General features: G+C 66.7%; 18 protein-coding genes. 11 read left to right on the forward strand and 7 right to left on the reverse strand.

Annotated features, from left to right (window positions below):
• Positions 1–101 precede the first annotated feature (101 nt).
• The 5 genes from ACYVH8_RS08555 to ACYVH8_RS08575 all read left to right on the forward strand — a co-directional run bounded on the left by ACYVH8_RS08555 (position 102) and on the right by ACYVH8_RS08575 (position 7,533).
• On the forward strand, positions 102–1,115 hold the full coding sequence (locus tag ACYVH8_RS08555) for a chorismate transformation enzyme, FkbO/Hyg5 family (RefSeq protein ID WP_460488425.1): 1,014 nt from the start codon (positions 102–104) through the stop codon (positions 1,113–1,115).
• A gap of 49 nt (positions 1,116–1,164) precedes the next feature.
• A complete protein-coding gene (locus ACYVH8_RS08560; RefSeq protein ID WP_460488426.1) occupies positions 1,165–3,132 on the forward strand; it encodes a DNA topoisomerase IV subunit B in 1,968 nt (655 codons plus the stop codon).
• A complete protein-coding gene (locus tag ACYVH8_RS08565) occupies positions 3,132–3,863 on the forward strand; it encodes a lytic transglycosylase domain-containing protein (RefSeq protein ID WP_460488427.1) in 732 nt (243 codons plus the stop codon). Before ACYVH8_RS08560 ends, ACYVH8_RS08565 begins: the two co-directional genes overlap by 1 nt.
• Positions 3,864–3,870: 7 nt before the next feature.
• Positions 3,871–6,210 (forward strand): DNA topoisomerase IV subunit A, encoded by a 2,340-nt coding sequence (gene parC / locus ACYVH8_RS08570; RefSeq protein WP_460488428.1) that lies wholly within the window; start codon positions 3,871–3,873, stop codon positions 6,208–6,210.
• 141 nt (positions 6,211–6,351) lie between these two features.
• Entirely contained in the window at positions 6,352–7,533 is a 1,182-nt protein-coding gene (locus tag ACYVH8_RS08575; protein ID WP_460488429.1) for an FAD-dependent monooxygenase, read from the forward strand.
• A 10-nt stretch (positions 7,534–7,543) separates the two neighbouring features.
• Here the strand turns inward: ACYVH8_RS08575 and ACYVH8_RS08580 are convergent, their stop codons facing one another.
• The 3 genes from ACYVH8_RS08580 to ACYVH8_RS08590 are packed head-to-tail and all read right to left on the reverse strand — an operon-like array spanning position 7,544 to position 9,991.
• On the reverse strand, positions 7,544–7,849 hold the full coding sequence (locus ACYVH8_RS08580; protein ID WP_460488430.1) for a YkgJ family cysteine cluster protein: 306 nt from the start codon (positions 7,847–7,849) through the stop codon (positions 7,544–7,546).
• A complete protein-coding gene (gene argF / locus ACYVH8_RS08585; protein WP_460488431.1) occupies positions 7,849–8,769 on the reverse strand; it encodes an ornithine carbamoyltransferase in 921 nt (306 codons plus the stop codon). Before argF ends, ACYVH8_RS08580 begins: the two co-directional genes overlap by 1 nt.
• Positions 8,770–8,779: 10 nt before the next feature.
• Complete coding sequence (locus ACYVH8_RS08590; protein WP_460488432.1) at positions 8,780–9,991, reverse strand: acetylornithine/succinylornithine family transaminase; 1,212 nt, start codon at positions 9,989–9,991, stop codon at positions 8,780–8,782.
• 264 nt (positions 9,992–10,255) lie between these two features.
• Here ACYVH8_RS08590 and ACYVH8_RS08595 point away from each other — a divergent pair, with 264 nt between their 5' ends.
• On the forward strand, positions 10,256–10,570 hold the full coding sequence (locus tag ACYVH8_RS08595) for a DUF3579 domain-containing protein (RefSeq protein WP_460488433.1): 315 nt from the start codon (positions 10,256–10,258) through the stop codon (positions 10,568–10,570).
• Positions 10,571–10,683: 113 nt separating this feature from the next.
• Here the strand turns inward: ACYVH8_RS08595 and rpsT are convergent, their stop codons facing one another.
• Positions 10,684–10,980: a 30S ribosomal protein S20 gene (rpsT, locus tag ACYVH8_RS08600; protein WP_460488434.1), complete on the reverse strand. Its 297-nt coding sequence runs from the start codon at positions 10,978–10,980 to the stop codon at positions 10,684–10,686.
• Positions 10,981–11,123: 143 nt separating this feature from the next.
• On the opposite strand from rpsT, the gene murJ reads away from it, so the two are divergent.
• Complete coding sequence (gene murJ, locus ACYVH8_RS08605) at positions 11,124–12,680, forward strand: murein biosynthesis integral membrane protein MurJ (RefSeq protein ID WP_460488435.1); 1,557 nt, start codon at positions 11,124–11,126, stop codon at positions 12,678–12,680.
• 12 nt (positions 12,681–12,692) lie between these two features.
• A complete protein-coding gene (locus ACYVH8_RS08610) occupies positions 12,693–13,544 on the forward strand; it encodes a SirB1 family protein (RefSeq protein WP_460488436.1) in 852 nt (283 codons plus the stop codon).
• A gap of 1 nt (position 13,545) precedes the next feature.
• On the opposite strand, the gene ACYVH8_RS08615 is transcribed toward ACYVH8_RS08610, so the two are convergent.
• Together ACYVH8_RS08615 and ACYVH8_RS08620 are read right to left on the reverse strand one after the other, a co-directional pair.
• A complete protein-coding gene (locus ACYVH8_RS08615) occupies positions 13,546–14,607 on the reverse strand; it encodes a nucleotide-binding protein (protein ID WP_460488437.1) in 1,062 nt (353 codons plus the stop codon).
• A gap of 126 nt (positions 14,608–14,733) precedes the next feature.
• Positions 14,734–15,936, reverse strand: coding sequence for an MFS transporter (locus ACYVH8_RS08620; RefSeq protein WP_460488438.1), 1,203 nt, complete (start codon positions 15,934–15,936; stop codon positions 14,734–14,736).
• 108 nt (positions 15,937–16,044) lie between these two features.
• On the opposite strand from ACYVH8_RS08620, the gene ACYVH8_RS08625 reads away from it, so the two are divergent.
• Genes ACYVH8_RS08625 through ACYVH8_RS08635 form a run of 3 tightly spaced genes read left to right on the forward strand, consistent with a single transcriptional unit; the run spans position 16,045 to position 17,084 of the window.
• Positions 16,045–16,230 (forward strand): type II toxin-antitoxin system HicA family toxin, encoded by a 186-nt coding sequence (locus tag ACYVH8_RS08625; protein WP_460488439.1) that lies wholly within the window; start codon positions 16,045–16,047, stop codon positions 16,228–16,230.
• An 11-nt stretch (positions 16,231–16,241) separates the two neighbouring features.
• The gene (locus ACYVH8_RS08630; RefSeq protein ID WP_460488440.1) at positions 16,242–16,628 is read left to right on the forward strand and encodes a type II toxin-antitoxin system HicB family antitoxin; all 387 of its coding nucleotides are present in this window, start codon (positions 16,242–16,244) and stop codon (positions 16,626–16,628) included.
• A 15-nt stretch (positions 16,629–16,643) separates the two neighbouring features.
• Positions 16,644–17,084, forward strand: a complete 441-nt coding sequence (locus ACYVH8_RS08635; RefSeq protein WP_460488441.1) for a hypothetical protein — start codon at positions 16,644–16,646, stop codon at positions 17,082–17,084.
• Positions 17,085–17,087: 3 nt separating this feature from the next.
• Here the strand turns inward: ACYVH8_RS08635 and purM are convergent, their stop codons facing one another.
• Positions 17,088–18,128: a phosphoribosylformylglycinamidine cyclo-ligase gene (purM, locus tag ACYVH8_RS08640; protein WP_460488442.1), complete on the reverse strand. Its 1,041-nt coding sequence runs from the start codon at positions 18,126–18,128 to the stop codon at positions 17,088–17,090.
• Positions 18,129–18,188: the final 60 nt, after the last annotated feature.

Genomic DNA, 18,188 nt, shown 5'->3' on the forward strand with positions numbered 1-18,188 from the left:
TGTAGCCAATTTGCAGTGTCCGTGCTGCGGCCAGCGGGATGGGCCTGACGCGATAATGGCCGCCCTGTAGGTATCGGTATCGTGGACCAGGGAGAGGGCACATGGCCCCAGTATTGACGTCGGAACTGCGCGCGCAGCGCGCGCCCGTGACAGCAGCCTTGGGGGCGGATGGAACGCCCCTGGGCTTGATCCTGCCCGCCTTGCCGGATCTGCCGCAGGCGCCCGGGGCCACCTTGCGCGTGCCCATGCCCTGCCTGGGCGGCGAAGCTTGCGCGCAGCAGGGTTGGTGGGGCGGCGCTGTGCTGCAGACCGCCCGCACGCAGGGCAGGGATGGCCTGAGCCTGCATCTCGCGCAGAGCGAGGACTTCCTCTGGGCCGTGGCCGAGCTGCAGGTCGAGCAGGATCTGCTGGGGCAGGCCCAGGCGGTTTACGAGTTGTTGTTGCAGACGGTGCGGGAATCGGGCAAGCCGCAACTGCTGCGGGTCTGGAACTACTTGCCGCGCATCAATGCCGTGGAAGATGGTGAAGAGCGCTACCAGACCTTCAACCGTGGTCGGCGCCGGGCTTTCGCGGCGGCTGGGCTGTCGGTGGGCATGGGCGCGCCCGCGGCCTGCGCGCTGGGCACGGCGCAAGGCACGCTGCGGGTGGCCGTGCTGGCGGGGCGTGAACCTGTGCTGTCCATCGAGAACCCGCGCCAGGTCAGCGCCTACGACTATCCGCGCCAGTATGGGGAGGAGCCGCCGCTGTTTTCACGCGCCGCCTGGTTGCCCCAGGCGGGTGGGCGCGATCTGCTCTTCGTCAGCGGTACGGCCAGCATCGTCGGGCATGCCACGGTGCATGCCGGCGAAGTGCGGGCCCAGACCGAGGAGAGTCTGCGCAATATCGAAGCCGTGCTGCAATCCGCCAACGCCCGGGCCGGCCGGCCCCTGTGGCGCCTGCAGGATCTGTCGGGTTGCGTCTATGTGCGGCATGCCGAGGACTATTCCGTGGTCCGTGCTGCGCTGAAAGGCCGGAGGCTGCGCAACTTCTGTTACCTGCAGGCCGATGTCTGCCGAAGTGACCTGCTGGTGGAGATCGAGGCCGAAGCCCAGCTCGGGGCGTTTTCTGAAGCGTAACTGTATGTAATTACAGCTCCGCGCAGGATCAGGTCTACAATTCCGCGCCATGGCTGTCAAACCCACCCCCGAATATTCCGAAGGCTCCATCCGCGTCCTCAAAGGGCTGGAGCCGGTCAAGCAGCGCCCGGGCATGTACACCCGGACCGACAACCCGCTGCACATCGTCCAGGAAGTGCTGGACAACGCAGCGGACGAGGCCCTGGCCGGCCACGGCAAGAAGATCGCCGTGACCCTGCACGCCGATGGCTCGGTCAGCGTCGAGGACGACGGCCGCGGCATCCCCTTCGGCCTGCATCCCGAAGAGAAGGCGCCGGTGATCGAGCTGGTCTTCACGCGCCTGCACGCCGGCGGCAAGTTCGACAAGGGCAAGGGCGGCGCCTACAGCTTCTCGGGCGGTCTGCATGGCGTGGGTGTGTCCGTCACCAACGCCCTGGGCAAACGGCTGGAAGCCACCAGTTACCGGGAAGGCAAGGTGGCCCAGCTCGCCTTTGCCGGCGGTGATGTGGTGGAGAAACTGAGCACGCGTGCTGCGGGAGCGGGCGACCGCAAGCAGGGCACCACCGTGCGGGTCTGGCCCGATCCCAAGTACTTCGAGTCGGCCGCCCTGCCCATGGCCGAACTCACGCACCTGCTGCGCAGCAAGGCCGTGCTCATGCCCGGCGTCACGGTGACCCTGACGGTCGAGAAGAGCAAAGAGACCCAGACCTGGCTCTACAAGGGCGGCCTGCGCGACTACCTGATGCAGAGCCTCAGCGCTGATCCGGTGATCCCCATGTTTGAGGGCGAGGGTTATGCCGAGAACAACGACAGCTTTGCCGAAGGCGAGGGCGCGGCCTGGGCCGTGGCCTTCACCGAAGACGGTGCGCCGGTGCGCGAGAGTTACGTCAACCTGATCCCCACCAGCGCCGGCGGCACGCACGACAGCGGCCTGCGCGACGGCCTGTTCACGGCCGTCAAGAGCTTCATCGAACTGCACAGCCTGTTACCGAAGGGGGTGAAGCTCCTGCCGGAAGACGTGTTCGCCCGCGCCAGTTATGTGCTGAGCGCCAAGGTGCTGGACCCGCAGTTCCAGGGCCAGATCAAGGAGCGTCTCAATTCTCGTGACGCCGTGCGCCTGGTGTCGAGCTTCGTGCGCCCGACGCTGGAGCTCTGGCTGAACCAGCACGTGGAATACGGCAAGAAGCTGGCCGAACTGGCCATCCGGGCCGCGCAGACGCGCCAGCGCGCGGGCCAGAAGGTCGAAAAGCGCAAGGGCTCGGGCGTGGCCGTGCTGCCGGGCAAGCTGACCGATTGCGAGAGCCGCGACCTGAACCACAACGAACTCTTCCTGGTCGAGGGTGACTCGGCCGGCGGCAGCGCCAAGATGGGCCGCGACAAGGAAAGCCAGGCCATCCTGCCCCTGCGCGGCAAGGTGCTCAACACCTGGGAGGTCGAACGCGACCGTCTGTTTGCCAACACCGAAATTCACGACATCTCGGTCGCCATCGGCGTGGACCCGCATGGCCCCGGCGACACGCCGGACTTGAGCGGCCTGCGTTACGGCAAGGTCTGCATCCTGAGCGATGCAGACGTGGACGGCTCGCACATCCAGGTGCTGCTGCTGACGCTCTTCTTCCGCCATTTCCCCAGGCTCATCGAGTCCGGCAACGTCTACGTGGCGCGCCCGCCGCTGTTCCGTGTGGACGTGCCCGCGCGCGGCAAGAAGGCCGCCAGCAAGGCCTATGCCCTGGACGAGGGTGAGCTCACCGCCATCCTCGACAAATGCGCCAAGGAAGGCGTGGCCAAGGAGCGTTGCCAGATCAGCCGCTTCAAGGGCCTGGGCGAGATGAACGCCGAGCAGCTCTGGGAGACCACGCTGAACCCCGACACGCGCCGCCTGCTGCAGGTGCGCCTGGGCACTTTCGACAACCTGCAGACCGAGGGCGAGATCACCAAGCTCATGGGCAAGGGCGAGGCCGCGGCGCGCCGCGAGCTCATGGAGCTGCACGGCGATTCGGTGGAGGTGGACATCTGATGTTGACTCGCCCGGTCCTCGTTGTGCTGGCCATGCTCCTCCTCTTGGGGCAGGGTGTGGCGCGCGCCGATGTCTGGGCCTATGTCAACGAGAAGGGCGTGACCCACTTTGCCACCGAGCGCGTGGACGAACGCTACGAGCTCTATTTCTCGGACGAGGTGCCCGAAAACGCCGCACGCGCGCGCGGCGTGCCCATGGCGCCCACGCGGCTGCATGCCTTCTTTGAAATCTCGCCCGACTACAAGGCCGTGCGGCACCTGCTGCGCGAGGCCGCGCGCGCGCATGGCATCGATTACGAACTGCTGCAGGCCCTGATCGCCACCGAATCGGGCTTCGATGCCGATGCCGTGTCGCCCAAGGGTGCGGTGGGGCTCATGCAGGTCATGCCGGCCACGGCGCGTGGTTATGGCCTGGCCGATGTCCGGCGTCGTCCGGTGGCACGCCAGCTTGTCGATGCACGCACCAATATCCAGATCGGCAGCCGTCATCTGCGCCGCCTGCTCGACAAATTCCCCGAACGCCCGGACCTGGCGCTGGCGGCCTACAACGCCGGTCTGCGCACGGTGCGCCGTGCCGGCAACCAGGTGCCGCCTTTGCGCGAAACCCAGGACTACGTGCGCACCGTGCTGGCCCTGTACACCGTGCTCAAGCCGCCGACCTGGCGTGCCGCACAAGCTTCCCAGCTGGCCCGCATCGACGACGCCGAGTCGCATTGGGCCCTGAACTACTGAAGACCCCATGGATTCCACGACGCTAGATCCCACGACCGACCCGGCCGGCGACGACGCCCTGACCCTGGCCCATTACGCGCAACGCGCCTACCTCGAGTACGCGCTCAGCGTGGTCAAGGGCCGGGCCCTGCCCGATGTCTGCGACGGCCAGAAGCCGGTGCAGCGCCGCATCCTGTACTCGATGTCGCGCATGGGCCTGGGTTACAGCGGACCCAACAGCAACACTGCGGCCAGACCGGTCAAGAGCGCGCGTGTGGTCGGCGACGTGCTGGGCCGTTTCCACCCGCACGGTGACCAGGCCGCCTACGACGCGCTGGTGCGCATGGCGCAGGATTTCGCGCAGCGTTACCCGCTGATCGACGGCCAGGGCAACTTCGGCAGCCGCGACGGCGACGGCGCCGCCGCCATGCGTTACACCGAAGCGCGCCTGGCCAAGATATCCACCCTGCTGCTCGATGAGATCGACGAAGGCACGGTGGACTTCCAGCCCAACTACGACGGTTCCACCGAAGAGCCCAAGCAGCTGCCGGCCCGTCTGCCTTTCACCCTGCTCAATGGCGCCAGCGGTATCGCCGTGGGCCTGGCCACCGAGATTCCCAGCCACAACCTGGGCGAGGTCGCGCAGGCCTGCGTGGCGCTGATCAAGACCCCGAAGCTGGCCGACAGCGAGCTGTTCGACTTGCTGCCGGGCCCCGACTACCCGGGCGGCGGCCAGATCATCAGCCCGGCCAGCGACATCGCCGAGGCCTACCGCACGGGACGCGGTTCGCTCAAGGTGCGCGCGCGCTGGAAGATCGAGGAACTCGCGCGCGGCCAGTGGCAGCTCGTCGTGACCGAGCTGCCGCCGGGCGTGAGCACGCAGAAGGTGCTCGAAGAGATCGAGGAGCTGACCAATCCCAAGGTCAAGACCGGCAAGAAGGCGCTGACCCCCGAGCAGAACCTGCTCAAGGCCACGGTGCTGGCGGTGCTCGACGTGGTGCGCGACGAGTCCAGCAAGGACGCGCCGGTGCGCCTGGTCTGCGAGCCCAAGACCAGCCGCATCGAGCAGCAGGAGCTCATCACCACCCTGCTGGCGCACACCAGTCTGGAAACCTCGGCCTCCATCAATATGACGATGGTGGGGCTGGACGGCCGGCCCACGCAAAAGACCCTGCGCCAGATGCTGGAAGAGTGGATTTCCTTCCGCCAGACCACCATCGAACGCCGCTCGCAGCATCGGCAGGACTTGGTGCTGGCCCGTATCCACATCCTCGAAGGCCGGCAGCTGGTGCTGCTCAAGATCGACGAGGTCATCGCCCTCATCCGTAATTCGGACGAACCCAAGCCGGCGCTGATCGCGCGTTTCAAGCTCTCGGAGCGTCAGGCCGAGGACATCCTCGAAATCCGCCTGCGCCAGTTGGCGCGGCTCGAAGCCATCAAGATCGAGCAGGAGCTGAAGGAACTGCGCGAAGAGCAGAAGAAACTCGAAGATATCCTGGGCAGTCCGGCCGCGCTGCGCAGGCTGATGGTCAAGGAAATCGAGGCCGACGCCAAGGTCTACGGCGATGCGCGCCGCACCCTGATCCAGGCCGAGAAGAAGGCCGTGGCCGAAGTGAAGGTCGTCGACGAGCCGGTGACCGTCATCGTCTCGCAAAAGGGCTGGGTGCGCGCGCGCCAGGGCCATGGGCACGAGGCGGCGAGTTTTGCCTTCAAGGCCGGCGACGGCCTGTACAGCACCTTCGAATGCCGCACGGTGGACACCCTGCTGGCTTTCGGCAGCAAGGGCCGTGTTTATTCCGTGCCCGTGGCCAGCCTGCCCGGTGCGCGTGGCGACGGCCAGCCCGTGACCACGCTGGTCGAACTCGAAGCCGGCACGCAGCTGGTGCACTACTTTGCCGGCGCGCCCGCGGCCTGGCTGCTGCTGTCCACCACCTCGGGTTACGGCTTCCTGGCCACCGTCGAGAACATGAGTTCGCGCCAGAAGGGCGGCAAGTCCTTCATCAACTGCGGCGATGACGACAGCGTGTGCCGTCCTTCGCCGGCCAATGTGCCGCCGCAGCCGCCGGCCACGCATGTGGTCTGCGCATCGAGCGGCGGCCGCATCCTGAGCTTCGAGATCGGCGAACTCAAGCCCATGCCCAACGGCGGGCGCGGCCTGATGCTGATCGACCTGGAGCCCAAGGACACCCTGGCCGGCGCCGCCGCCTACACGCGCAGCGTGAAGATCGAAGGCCTGGGCCGGGGTGGCAAGGAGCGTGACGAGACGCTGGAAATTCGCAGCCTGAACAATGCGCGTGCCGCGCGCGGCCGCAAGGGCAAGGCGGCCGACCTGGGCTTCAAGCCCACGGGCGTAATGCGCGTCGAATAAGCCAGCTAGGCTGCTGCGCACGGGAACCCTTAATTCGGGGACACCGCAGAACCGGCTTTGCCGGGCCGCTGGTGTCGCCCCCTTGAGGGGGAGGCGCCGCAGGCGCACGGGGGTGTTCTCATCGGGCAGAATCAGACCCCGATGCACACCGACGTACTGATTGCTGGGGGCGGCATAGGCGGCCTGGCCGCCGGCCTGGCCTGCTCAAAGGCCGGCTGCCATGTCCGCCTCTATGAACGCGCCAACACCTTCAACGAGGTGGGGGCGGGCATCCAGATGGGGCCCAACGTCGTGCGCGTATTGCAGGGCTGGGATCTGGACACGGCATTGCGCCAGGTGGCGGCTTTCCCCGACAGGCTGCAGGTGCGTCACGCCCTCAGCGGGGCCGAGCTGGGCGTCTTGCGCCTGGGGCAGACCACGGTGCAGCGCTACGGCGCACCCTATGCCACCCTCCATCGTGCCGATCTGCAGCAGTTGCTGCTGAACGCCCTGCAGCAGCGCGACGCCGTCTGGCTGCACACCGGCAAGACGGTAAACCGTTATGTGGAGACGAATGGCGCTGTCGGCCTGAGCCTGGATGACGGCCTGGACGTGGAGGGCGACGCCCTGATCGCGGCCGATGGCCTGTGGAGCCGGGTGCGCCAGCAACTCCTCGATGACGGTCCACCGCGTGTGGCCGGGCACCTGGCCTATCGCGCCATGCTGCCGCAGACCAGCCTGCCGGCCGCACTGCGTAGCCAGCAGGTGACGGCCTGGCTGGGGCCGCGTTTGCACGTGGTGCAGTACCCCGTGCGCGGCGGCGAGTGGCTCAATGTCGTGGCCATCGTGCACGGGCATGTCCATGGCGAACTCGAGGATTGGGACCACGGCGCCAACGCGGCCGACCTGCAGGCTGCGTTGGGACAGGCCTGCAGCGACTTGCGCGCCTTGATCGAGGCCGTGCCGGCCTGGCGCCTCTGGGTGCTGTGCGACCGTCCGCCCCTGAGCGCAGCCGACCAGATGGCGCGCGGTCATGTGGCGCTGCTGGGCGATGCCGCACACCCCATGCGCCCCTATCTCGCCCAGGGTGCCGGCATGGCCATCGAGGACGCGGCCGAACTGGGGCGCCAGGTGGCGCTGGTCGATGGCGTGCTGGACGTGCCCACGCTGCTGCAGCGTTATGCCCTCAACCGCTGGCAACGTTGTGCGCGGGTGCAGGCCCGTTCCATCCGCAATGGCGAGATCTTCCACCTGGAAGGGCCCATGGCCTGGGCGCGGGATGCGTCCCTGCGCCTGATGGGCGAACGCCTGCTGGATGTGCCCTGGCTCTACCGGGGACCCTGAAACTCAGGATTCAGGCAAGAGGCGGCAGGCCGACCTTGGCGCGTGCCCGGTGGCAGGCCTCGCTGCCTTCCTCGAACTCACGGCAGGGCGAGGGACGCCATTCGTAGATGCCGCAGGCGACCTGCTCTCCGAGCTTGCCGGTCAGCGCCGCGCAGCGCGGTGGCCAGTGATCCGTGCCGCGCATGCGCGCCGTGTTGCCGTTGACCTCGACGGTCAGGCCTGACGGCACGTGGCCACCGTTTTCATCGAGTTCGTAGCTGGAGAAATCAACACGGCACCAGGAACAGCAGGCGCCGCAACTCGTGCACGCGGACATCAGAGTTTCCCGAGCAGCAGGTACTCCATGAGTGCCTTTTGCACGTGCAATCTGTTTTCTGCTTCATCCCAGACCACCGACTGCGGGCCGTCGATGACTTCAGCCTCGACCTCCTCGCCGCGGTGCGCGGGCAGGCAGTGCATGAAGAGGGCATCGGGCTTGGCGGCGCGCATCATCTCCTCGTCCACGCACCAGTCGGCAAAAGCCTTTTTGCGGGCTTCGTTCTCGGCCTCGTAGCCCATGCTGGTCCAGACGTCGGTCGTGACCAGGTCGGCGCCGGCGCAGGCCTGCATGGGGTCCTTGAAGACCTTGTAGCAGTCGCTTTTGGCTCCGGCCACCGCCGGGTCGATCTCGTAGCCGCTGGGCGTGCTCACGTGCACGGTGAAACCCAGCAGCTCGGCGGCCTGCAGCCAGGTGTTGGCCATGTTGTTGCCGTCGCCGACCCAGGCCACGGTCTTGCCCGCGATCGAGCCGCGGTGCTCGATGTAGGTGAAGATGTCGGCCAGGATCTGGCAGGGGTGGTACTCGTTGGTCAGGCCGTTGATCACAGGCACACGCGAGTACTCGGCGAAGCGCGCGATCTTGTCCTGCCCGTAGGTGCGGATCATGACCAGATCCACCATGCGGCTGATCACGCGCGCGCTGTCCTCGATGGGTTCGGCGCGGCCCAGCTGGCTGTCGCCCGTGGTCAGGTGCACCACGCTGCCACCGAGCTGGTACATGCCGGCCTCGAAGCTCACGCGCGTGCGCGTCGAGGCCTTCTCGAAGATCATGGCCAGGGTGCGGTCGGTGAGCGGCTGGTGCTTCTCGTAGGCCTTGAACTTCTTCTTGATCAGCGCGGCACGACCGAACAGGTAGGCGTACTCGTCGGCCTTCAGGTCGGTGAATTTCAGGTAATGCTTGAGCTTCGTCGCGGTCATCACGCTGCCCTCAGGCTTCGGCCAGGAACTGGCGCACCAGCGGCGCCAGCAGGCCCACCACTTCGTCGGCCTCGGCCGTGGTCATGATGAGCGCGGGCACCAGGCGGATCACGCTGTCGGCCGTCACGCTGATCAGCAGGCCGGCATCGGCCGCGCGGGTGAGCAGCACGCCGCAGGGCTTGGCCAGCTCCACGCCGATCATCAGGCCCTGGCCGCGGATGTCCTTGACGCCGGGCAGCTTGCCCAGTTCGCGTTCCAGCGCCGCCTTCAGATGGGCGCCGACCCTGGCGGCGTTGTCCAGCAGGCGATCCTCTTCCATGATGCGGATGGTCTCGATGCCGGCGCGCATGGCCAGCGGGTTGCCGCCAAAGGTGGTGCCATGGTTGCCGGGCTGGAAGATGTTGGCCGCCTTGGGTCCGGCCACCACGGCGCCGATGGGCACGCCCGAACCCAGGCCCTTGGCCAGAGGCATGACGTCGGGCACGATGCCGGCCCACTGGTGGGCGAACCACTTGCCGGTGCGACCCATGCCGCACTGCACCTCGTCGATCATCAGCAGCCAGTCCTGCTGGTCGCAGAGCTTGCGCACCTGCTGCAGGTATTCGGCGCGCATGGCATGGATGCCGCCTTCGCCCTGGATGGTCTCGAAGAAGACGGCCACCACATGGGGGTTGCCGGCCGTGGCCTGCTTGAGCGCCTCGATGTCGTTGAGCGGGACGCGGATGAAACCTTCCACCAGCGGGCCGAAGCCCTTCTGCACTTTCTCGTTGCCGGTGGCGCTCAGGGTGGCGATGGAGCGGCCGTGAAAGGCCTTCTCGTAGACCACGATCTGGGGTTTTTCGATGCCCTTGTCATGGCCGAACTTGCGCGCCAGCTTCAGGGCGGCCTCGTTGGCTTCCAGGCCGGTGGAGCAGAAGAACGCATTGCTCATGCCCGAGAGCTCGACCAGCTTCTTCGCCAGCAGCTCCTGGCCGGGCACGTGGTAGTAGTTCGAGGTGTGGATGAGCTTGGCGATCTGGTCCTGCAGGGCCGGCACCAGGCGCGGATGGTTGTGGCCCAGGGTGTTGACCGCGATGCCGGCCAGCGCGTCGAGGTATTCCTTGCCGTTGATGTCCCAGACGCGGCAGCCCTGGCCGTGCGACAGCGCGATCGGCACGCGGCCGTAGGTGTTCATCACGTGGGGGGACGCGGCTTCGACAGGCTTGGCGGCGGGGGCGTTCATGGCTACACACTCCGGAGGAATCACAAAACAAGGCGGCCCAACGCAGGTTGGGCCGTTGAGACGTGATTTTAGAGCCTGTTCACACACTTTTTGCAGGTGTGAACGGACACCGGGGATACACCAGGCTGTCACACTGCGCGCCTGATGCTGCGTGCAGCGGACGAGCGAGGCCTCAAGTCTTATATAAGATACAATACTGCCAACCCACCCGCTGCCGGACCAGCCGCTGTACCCAGCCCGCGTCCGCTGCCCGAGTCCCAACCCATGGTCTCCAACGCCACCCAGGAAGTCTTCATACTTGGCCTCACCCGGACCGGCAAGGCTTTTCGTCCCAGTGACTGGGCCGAGCGCCTGGCCGGCGTGATGAGCCCCTTCCGCCCGGGCGGCCCGCAGCCCGGCAGCCACCTGCGTTATTCCCCCTGGTGCATCCCCAGCTCGCTCGACGGCATCAAGTGCGTCATCGTGAACCGCGAGCTGCGCGACGCCGAGCCCATGGCCTGGGACTTCTGCATCAATTTCGCGCGCGACAACAATCTGCAGGTGCGTGAAGGCGACGGGCAGGGCCGGCCCATCGCCTGAATCCGTTTCGCCCACAAAAAAGCCGCTCAAAGAGCGGCTTTTTTGCTTTGCTGACAGCGCACCCGTTACAAACGGCGGACGGGTCAGACCCGTCCGGGCTGTTTGCCTGAATCTCAGGCGATGGCCAGGGCCTTGACCTTGGCGGACAGGCGGCTCTTGTCGCGAGAGGCCTTGTTCTTGTGGAAGATGCCCTTGTCGGCCACGGTGTCCACCACGGCCTGCATCTTGCCGAACAGTTCGGCGGCTTTCACCTTGTCACCGGCGAGAACAGCCTTTTCGACGTTCTTCACGGCGGTGCGGTATTTGGAGCGCAGGGACGTGTTGGCTGCATTCAGCTTGACGTCCTGACGTGCGCGTTTGCGGCCCGACGCCAGGCGCGGGTTCTTTTTCTTCGGCTTTCCAGATGCCATATCAGTGTTTCCTTGTGTCTGTGGATGATGTCAGCAAAGCCGGCTATTGTAGCACTTCGGATGGCCGGGGGTGAGTGAGCGCTCAGCCCCCAAGCGGGCGGGCTACACTAGGCTTGATTGAGCGCCTAAAGGATCCTACCGCCGTGAGTCTTTTCAAAGCCGCCTCGACGGTCTCCCTGCTGACCCTGGCCTCGCGTATCACCGGGCTGGTCCGCGAACTGCTGATCGCCGCCACCTTCGGCGCCAGCGCCATGACGGACGCCTTCAATGTGGCGTTCCGGATTCCCAACCTGTTCCGCCGCTTTTTTGCCGAAGGGGCCTTCAGCCAGGCCTTTGTCCCGGTGCTGGCCGCTGCCCGCACGCAGCAGGGCGAGGAGAAGACGCGGCAGCTCATCGACCACGTGGCCACGGTGCTGGCCTGGATGCTGCTGGGGCTCAGCGTCATCGGCGTTGCGCTGGCGCCGGTGCTGGTGTGGGTGCTGGCCAGCGGCCTGGGTCACGGATTCGAAGCGGCGGTGGTGATGACGCGCTGGATGTTCCCCTACATCGCCTTCATGTCGCTGGTGGCGCTGTGCGCGGGGGTGCTCAACACCTGGAAGCGTTTTGCGGTGCCGGCGGCCACGCCGGTGCTGCTCAACGTGGCCATGATTGCCGCGGCCTGGCTGGGCGCCCCCTGGCTGGCTGGCCGGGGCGTGGAGCCGATCTACGCGCTGGGCGGCGGTGTGCTGCTGGGCGGCGTGCTGCAACTGGGCGTGCAACTGCTGGCGCTGAAAAAGCTGGGGCTGATGCCGCGCTTCGGCCTGAGCTGGGCTGCCATCAAGACTTCATGGACTGACCCGGATACGAGGAACATTGTCCGTCTCATGCTGCCGGCCTTGCTGGGCGTGAGCGTGGCGCACATCTCCACCATCATCAACACGCAGATCGCTTCGCATCTCGCGCCGGGCAGCGTGAGCTGGCTGACCTATGCCGACCGGCTGATGGAGTTTCCCACCGCCTTGCTGGGCGTGGCCATCGGCGTGGTGCTCATGCCGCAGCTGGCCTCGGCCAAGGCGGCCAATGACACGGCCAGATACTCCGCCATGCTGGACTGGGGCTTGCGCATCGTGGTGCTGCTCACCGTGCCTTGCGCGCTGGCGCTGCTGACGTTTGCCAAGCCGCTGGTGGCCGCGCTCTACCACTACGGCGCCTTCACCGACCGCGATGTGGTGCAGACGAGCACCGCCCTCGTGGGTTATGGCGCGGGTTTGCTGGGGCTGGTGGCCATCAAGGTGCTGGCCCCGGGGTATTACGCCAGCCAGGACATCCGCACGCCGGTGAAGATCGCCATGGCCGTGCTGGTCATCACGCAGTTGCTCAACCTCGTGTTCGTGCCCGTGTTTGCGCATGCGGGGCTGGCGCTGGCCATCGGCATCGGCGCCCTGATCAACGCGCTGTGGTTGCTGATCGGCCTGCTGCGCCGTGGCAGCTACAAGCCCTCGCCGGGCTGGGGCGTGTTCAGCCTGCAGGTGCTGGCGGCCTCCGCGTTGCTCACGGTCTTCCTGATGTGGGCGGCCAGTGCCTGGGACTGGACACGTCTGCAGTCACAGGCCGGCCTGCGCATCGGCTTGCTGGTTTTGATAGTGCTCGGCGCGGCGGCCATCTATCTGGGCGCCGTCCGGGCCGCGGGTCTGCGCTTCCGGCAGTTCCTGAAGCGCTAGCGAGGCATGCCCATGAGCCTGTCCTTCAAGCTGCCCACACCGCTGGATTACTTCGGGGTCCTGGTCCAGAGCGATGCGCAGCTCCATCTGCTCGAGGCCGCCGTTTGCCTGGGGCAGGACGAATACCCCCGGCTGGACGTGCAGCAGGTGCTGGCCGAGGTGGATGCGCTGCTGGTGCGCCTGCGCCAGCGCCTGCCGGCCGATGCGCCGGCCATGCACAAGCTGCGCCTGCTCAACCATTTCTTCTTTCACGAGCTGCATTTCGGGGGCAACCTCAATCACTACTACGACCCGGAGAACAGCTACCTGCACCGGGTGCTGGAGCGCCGGCGCGGCATCCCGGTCTCGCTGGCCGTGCTGTGGCTGGAACTGGCGCAGGGCCTGGGCCTGCCGGCGCACGGGGTGGGCTTCCCCGGACACTTCATGGTCAAGGTCAACCTGCCGCATGCGCAGGTGGTGATCGATCCCTTCAGCGGCCAGTCCTTGAGCCGTGAGGAGTTGCAGACACGGCTGGAAGCCTGGCGTGGCAACCACAGCCTGCCCGGCGCCTCCGAACTGCCACTGGGCCATTACCTGCAGGCCATGCCGGCGCGCGAGATCATTGCGCGCATGCTGCGCAATCTCAAGGAAATCCATCGCACGCAGCAGGACTGGCCACGGCTGGTGGCCGTGGAGGACCGCTTGCTGGTCTTGCTGCCGCAGGCCTGGGACGAGTACCGCGACCGCGGCCTGGCCCAGGCTGAGCTGGGGCAACTGGGGTCCGCGGTGCAGGACCTGGAAACCTATCTGGGGCAGGCCGGTGATGGCGAGGATGCCGCAGCCATTGCCGAGCGCGTGGCCGACCTGCGCCGCGCGCTGGATTGAATCAGCACTTCACCAGTTTCAGGAAAGACGGGATAGAGGGCGCTTCGTGCACCTGGGGCGTCTCGACAGAGCGGCTTGTGGCCGAGGTGTTGCGCAACGTGGCGTTGTTGCCGGCGACCCGGTCGAGCACGCGTGTGTTGTTCAGGCGTGTGACGGCCGGCTGCGGCCGCGAGACCAGCATGCGCGGCACGGCGGGGGCGGCGGTTTCACGTGCCAGCAGGCTGGGAGCCGGCCGGGCGGCCGGGGCCGACGGGATCGGGCTGGAGATGGGCGCGACGGCCGCTCCGGGTGGCAGACTGCGGCTGGCCGGCGCTGTGTTGTGCGTGGCCAGCAGGCGGCTGGGCAGGGGGGCGGGCGCGACTGCGGGGCTGGCCGGCAGGGGAGCCGTGGCCAGCGTGGGGGGCGGATTCCCCAACGGGACAGCGGTGGGCGTGATGGCCAGTTGCGGTTGCAGCCAGCCCAGGATGGGTTGCCACTGGCGCAGGTCGGTGGTGACGCGGTCGGACGGCAGGTCGAACAGGGTCATGCCACGTTCCAGGCATTGCACATAGGCCTGGCTTTCGCGCAGCACACCCAGAAAGGGCATGCCCAGGCCGGTGGCCCAGTCCTTGAGGGCCTGCGGCGTGCGGGTACGGGTGTCGATGCGCATGCCGATGCAGGCGACCTTGCAGCGGCCGGTGGCCACGCGGGGCAGGGCCATGAGTTCAGCGTGGCAGTCGGCGGCCGATTCACGGTCGAAGGCCGAGCCGCAGACCGGCATGAGGATGATGTCGGCGAACATGACCATGCGGGCCAGGTCGAAGCCGTGCAGGCCGCCCGGCGTGTCCAGGATGACGTGGGTGATGCCGACGGGCACACGCAGGATGTTCTGGTCGACCGTCCAGGGGGCGATGGCGGGCAGGGTCTCGCTGCGTTTGCGCAGCCAGGAACGGGTGGATTGCTGCCGGTCCACGTCACCGAGCATGACCGCGCTGCCTTGGTGCGCGCACCAGGCCGCCAGGTGCGCCGCGAGCGTGCTTTTGCCGCTTCCTCCCTTGCGATTGACCACGGCGATCACAGGCATGAATGCTCCTGGCGGTGAACCAAAAACTGCAGTGTGACCTGAAACTATCTGAAAGTCCAGTGTCCGCGGGTATGGACAGCTAGGGATTTTGTAGCGAAAAGCAACACTTGCCGGAACAGGCCGGGCTCAGCCGCCGTGCTCCGGCTTCGATGCCGGCTGACGCAGCACCAGCAGCACGAGCGTGGCCGCGCTGAACGCGGCCCCGGCGGCAAAGGTGCTGGGCGCTCCCCACAGGTCCCAGAGCAGTCCGGCCAGGACACTGGCCAGCAGCATGGCCAGGCCGCTGAGCAGGTTGAACATGCCGAAGGCGGTGCCGCGCAGATCGGCCGGTGCGGTGTCGGCCACCATGGTGGCCAGCAGGCCCTGGGTCATGGCCATGTGCAGGCCCCAGAGCGCCACGCCGCCCCAGACAAAAAGGCCGCGGTTGCCCCAGGCCAGCAGCAGGTCGGCGCCGATCAGCAGCCCCAGGCCCCAGGCCAGCAACTTGCGGTGATCGACCCGGTCGGCCAGCCTGCCGAAAGGATAGGCGCCCAGAGCGTAGACGAGGTTCATGACAATCAGCACCAGCGGCACCCAGGCCAGGGGTAGGCCGCCCTGCTGGGCGCGCAGCACGAGGAAGGCTTCGGAGAAGCGCGCCAGCGTGAAGACCGCGCCGATGCCCACCACCCACCAGTAGGCCGGGGTCAGCCGGCGCAGGTTCTCGCGCCGGATCGGGTTGCTGCGGGGTGCGCCGGCCGGGCGCTCCGGTTCCTGCACGCCCAGCACGAGCAGGGCCACGCAGAGGACGGCCGGGATCACGGCGACCCAGAACACGGCCTGAAAGTCATTGGCCCACAGCAGCATCAGGACCATGGCCAGCAGGGGGCCGAGGAAGGCGCCCACGGTGTCGAGTGACTGACGCAGGCCGAAGGCGGCGCCGCGCAGCGCGGGCGGGGCGATGTCGGCCACCAGGGCGTCGCGCGGCGCGCCGCGGATGCCCTTGCCCACACGGTCCAGCAGCCGGGCGGCGATCACGGGTTCGACCGTCGTGGCCAGGGCGAACAGGGGTTTGCTCAGGGCGCCCAGGCCGTAGCCCAGCACGGCCAGCGGCTTGCGCCGGCCCCACCAGTCGCTGAGCGCCCCCGAGAAGACCTTGACGATCAGCGCCGTGGCCTCGGCCGCGCCTTCGAGCAGGCCCACCACCAGCATGCTGGCGCCCAGGCCGGTGACGAGGAAAACCGGCAGCAGGCTGTGGATCAACTCGGAGGAGATGTCCATCAGCAGGCTGACGAAACCCAGCGCCCAGATGCCGGCCGGCATGCGCGGGGAGGAGGGGGTGAGCTCAGGCATGCAAGAGGGCCGTGTTCAATGTGCTGGGAGTGGGCAATGCCGCGGCCATTATCGAGTGGGGCCGACAGGCAGATTGCAATCAATTGATTGATGTGTATGATACACATAATGACCAGCGACGAGTTAATCAAGCGCATGCTCAAAGCCGGCTGGGTACTGCGCGGCGTCAAAGGGTCACACCATGTGTATGTCCACCCGCGACGTCCTGGTCATGTGACCGTGCCGCATCCACGCAAGGATTTGGGCGTGGGCCTGTTGCACAAACTGCTGAAACAGACTGGCCTGGACCGTTGAGGGATTCCACCATGCATTACCCCATTGCACTCGAAGCCGGCACGGACAGCCACGCTTATGGCGTGGTCGTGCCCGATCTGCCGGGTTGCTTTTCCGCCGGCGACACGCTGGAAGAAGCTTTGGCCAACGCCAAGGAGGCCATCGAGCTGTGGCTGGAGGTGGCCATCGATGAAGGCTCGGCCCTCCCCGAACCCCGGCCGCTGGCCGAATTGCAGCGCAAGCGTGAGTTCAAGGGCTGGACCTGGGCCGTGGTGACGGTGGATATTGCCACGCTGTCGGACAAGACCGAACGCATCAACATCACCTTGCCCGCGCGCGTGTTGCGGAGGATTGACCAGGCCGCCAAGGCGGCCGGGGAGTCGCGTTCCGGCTATATCGCCAGACGGGCTTTGGCCTGATTTCGAGGTGATGGGATGGGTTTCTTCGACATCAGGAACTCTGCTGACATGTTCCAGAAGTTGGAGCGTGAATACGTGCGATTGCAGACTGACTCGTCAGACCCGTTCAATTTCTTCGTGACAGCCGGCCACATCGGGGGCTACCTCGGGAAAGAGGTGGCGGTCAGCGAAGACGAACTCAAGGAGTTCGTGTCGCAGCAAGACATGGTCGATTGCAAAGCCCTGTGCGATAAAGCCAAGCACCACACGCTAACCCGGCAGTTGGATAAACGTTCCGATCCTAAGACGCGGACTTGGCGCGGCGGAATCTGCGGAGCCCCGATTGGTGTGCTGGGAGTGGCGGCGGGAGCCAAACGCGTGATGCTCAGTGGGAACCGGACCGTTGATGTGGACTGGCTGGCTGAACGGGTGATGCAGAAGTGGCGAGGATTTTTCTCAGCGCATAAGCTGTTGTAAGTTTCAGGCCACCACCACCGGCGCGCCCGCGCCGCGCTCGGCGATGACGCCGATCTCGAACACTTGCTCACCCAGGCCGCGCAGGGTCCGGGCGGCGGCGGCGGCGCTGGCCGCGTCGATCACCACCACCATGCCGATGCCGTTGTTGAAGGTGCGGTTCATCTCGAAGTCGCCGATGCCGGCGGTCTTCTGCAACCAGGCGAAGAGCTCGGTCTGCGGCCAACTGCCCTTCTTCAGATGGGCGGCCGTGCCTTCGGGCAGCACGCGCGGGATGTTTTCCAGCAGGCCGCCGCCGGTGATGTGGGCCAGGGCCTTGATCGGGTGCTGCGCCAGGGCGGCCAGCACGTTCTTCACGTAAAGGCGGGTGGGCTCCATGACGGCCTGCTTGAAGGGCTTGCCGTCCAGGGTGGCGGGCAGGCTGCCGGCGGCGCGTTCGATGCACTTGCGCACCAGGGAGAAGCCGTTGGAATGCACGCCGCTGGAGGCCAGGCCCAGCACCACGTCACCCGGTTTCACGCTCTGGCCGGTCAGAATCTTCGATTTCTCGACCGCACCGACGCAAAAGCCGGCCAGGTCGTATTCACCGTCCGGGTACATGCCCGGCATTTCGGCGGTTTCACCACCGATCAGGGCGCAGCCGGAGAGTTCACAGCCCCTGGCGATGCCACCCACGACGCTTGCTGCCGTGTCCACGTGCAGCTTGCCGCAGGCGAAGTAGTCGAGGAAAAACAGGGGCTCGGCGCCCTGCACCAGCACGTCGTTGACGCTCATGGCCACCAGGTCGATGCCCACGGTGTCGTGCATATTCCATTCGAAAGCCAGCTTGAGCTTGGTGCCCACGCCGTCGGTGCCCGAAACCAGCACCGGTTCCTTGTAGCGTTTGGGCACTTCGAACAGGGCGCCGAAGCCGCCGATGCCGGCCAGCACGCCCTCGCGCATGGTTTTCCTGGCCAGGGGCTTGATGCGCTCGACCAGCGCGTCACCGGCATCGATGTCGACGCCGGCGTCTTTGTAGCTCAGGGGAGAGGTGGAGGAAGTAGTCATGCTGGGTGCTCTGGTAGGGCGGGTCGGCGTGTGGCTGCGTTTTTAGTTCGGGCGCCAGCA

The organism is Curvibacter fontanus (genome assembly GCF_054780335.1).

Bases quoted from the DNA above. Each gene is read 5' to 3' on its own strand.
- parC (WP_460488428.1), top strand. From the start codon at position 3,871: ATGGATTCCACGACGCTAGATCCCACGACCGACCCGGCCGGCGACGAC.
- ACYVH8_RS08565 (WP_460488427.1), top strand. From the start codon at position 3,132: ATGTTGACTCGCCCGGTCCTCGTTGTGCTGGCCATGCTCCTCCTCTTG.
- ACYVH8_RS08610 (WP_460488436.1), top strand. From the start codon at position 12,693: ATGAGCCTGTCCTTCAAGCTGCCCACACCGCTGGATTACTTCGGGGTC.
- ACYVH8_RS08620 (WP_460488438.1), bottom strand. From the start codon at position 15,936: ATGCCTGAGCTCACCCCCTCCTCCCCGCGCATGCCGGCCGGCATCTGG.
- ACYVH8_RS08555 (WP_460488425.1), top strand. From the start codon at position 102: ATGGCCCCAGTATTGACGTCGGAACTGCGCGCGCAGCGCGCGCCCGTG.
- ACYVH8_RS08615 (WP_460488437.1), bottom strand. From the start codon at position 14,607: ATGCCTGTGATCGCCGTGGTCAATCGCAAGGGAGGAAGCGGCAAAAGC.
- ACYVH8_RS08630 (WP_460488440.1), top strand. From the start codon at position 16,242: ATGCATTACCCCATTGCACTCGAAGCCGGCACGGACAGCCACGCTTAT.
- argF (WP_460488431.1), bottom strand. From the start codon at position 8,769: ATGACCGCGACGAAGCTCAAGCATTACCTGAAATTCACCGACCTGAAG.
- ACYVH8_RS08590 (WP_460488432.1), bottom strand. From the start codon at position 9,991: ATGAACGCCCCCGCCGCCAAGCCTGTCGAAGCCGCGTCCCCCCACGTG.
- ACYVH8_RS08575 (WP_460488429.1), top strand. From the start codon at position 6,352: ATGCACACCGACGTACTGATTGCTGGGGGCGGCATAGGCGGCCTGGCC.
- rpsT (WP_460488434.1), bottom strand. From the start codon at position 10,980: ATGGCATCTGGAAAGCCGAAGAAAAAGAACCCGCGCCTGGCGTCGGGC.
- ACYVH8_RS08625 (WP_460488439.1), top strand. From the start codon at position 16,045: ATGACCAGCGACGAGTTAATCAAGCGCATGCTCAAAGCCGGCTGGGTA.
- ACYVH8_RS08560 (WP_460488426.1), top strand. From the start codon at position 1,165: ATGGCTGTCAAACCCACCCCCGAATATTCCGAAGGCTCCATCCGCGTC.
- ACYVH8_RS08635 (WP_460488441.1), top strand. From the start codon at position 16,644: ATGGGTTTCTTCGACATCAGGAACTCTGCTGACATGTTCCAGAAGTTG.
- ACYVH8_RS08595 (WP_460488433.1), top strand. From the start codon at position 10,256: ATGGTCTCCAACGCCACCCAGGAAGTCTTCATACTTGGCCTCACCCGG.
- purM (WP_460488442.1), bottom strand. From the start codon at position 18,128: ATGACTACTTCCTCCACCTCTCCCCTGAGCTACAAAGACGCCGGCGTC.
- ACYVH8_RS08580 (WP_460488430.1), bottom strand. From the start codon at position 7,849: ATGTCCGCGTGCACGAGTTGCGGCGCCTGCTGTTCCTGGTGCCGTGTT.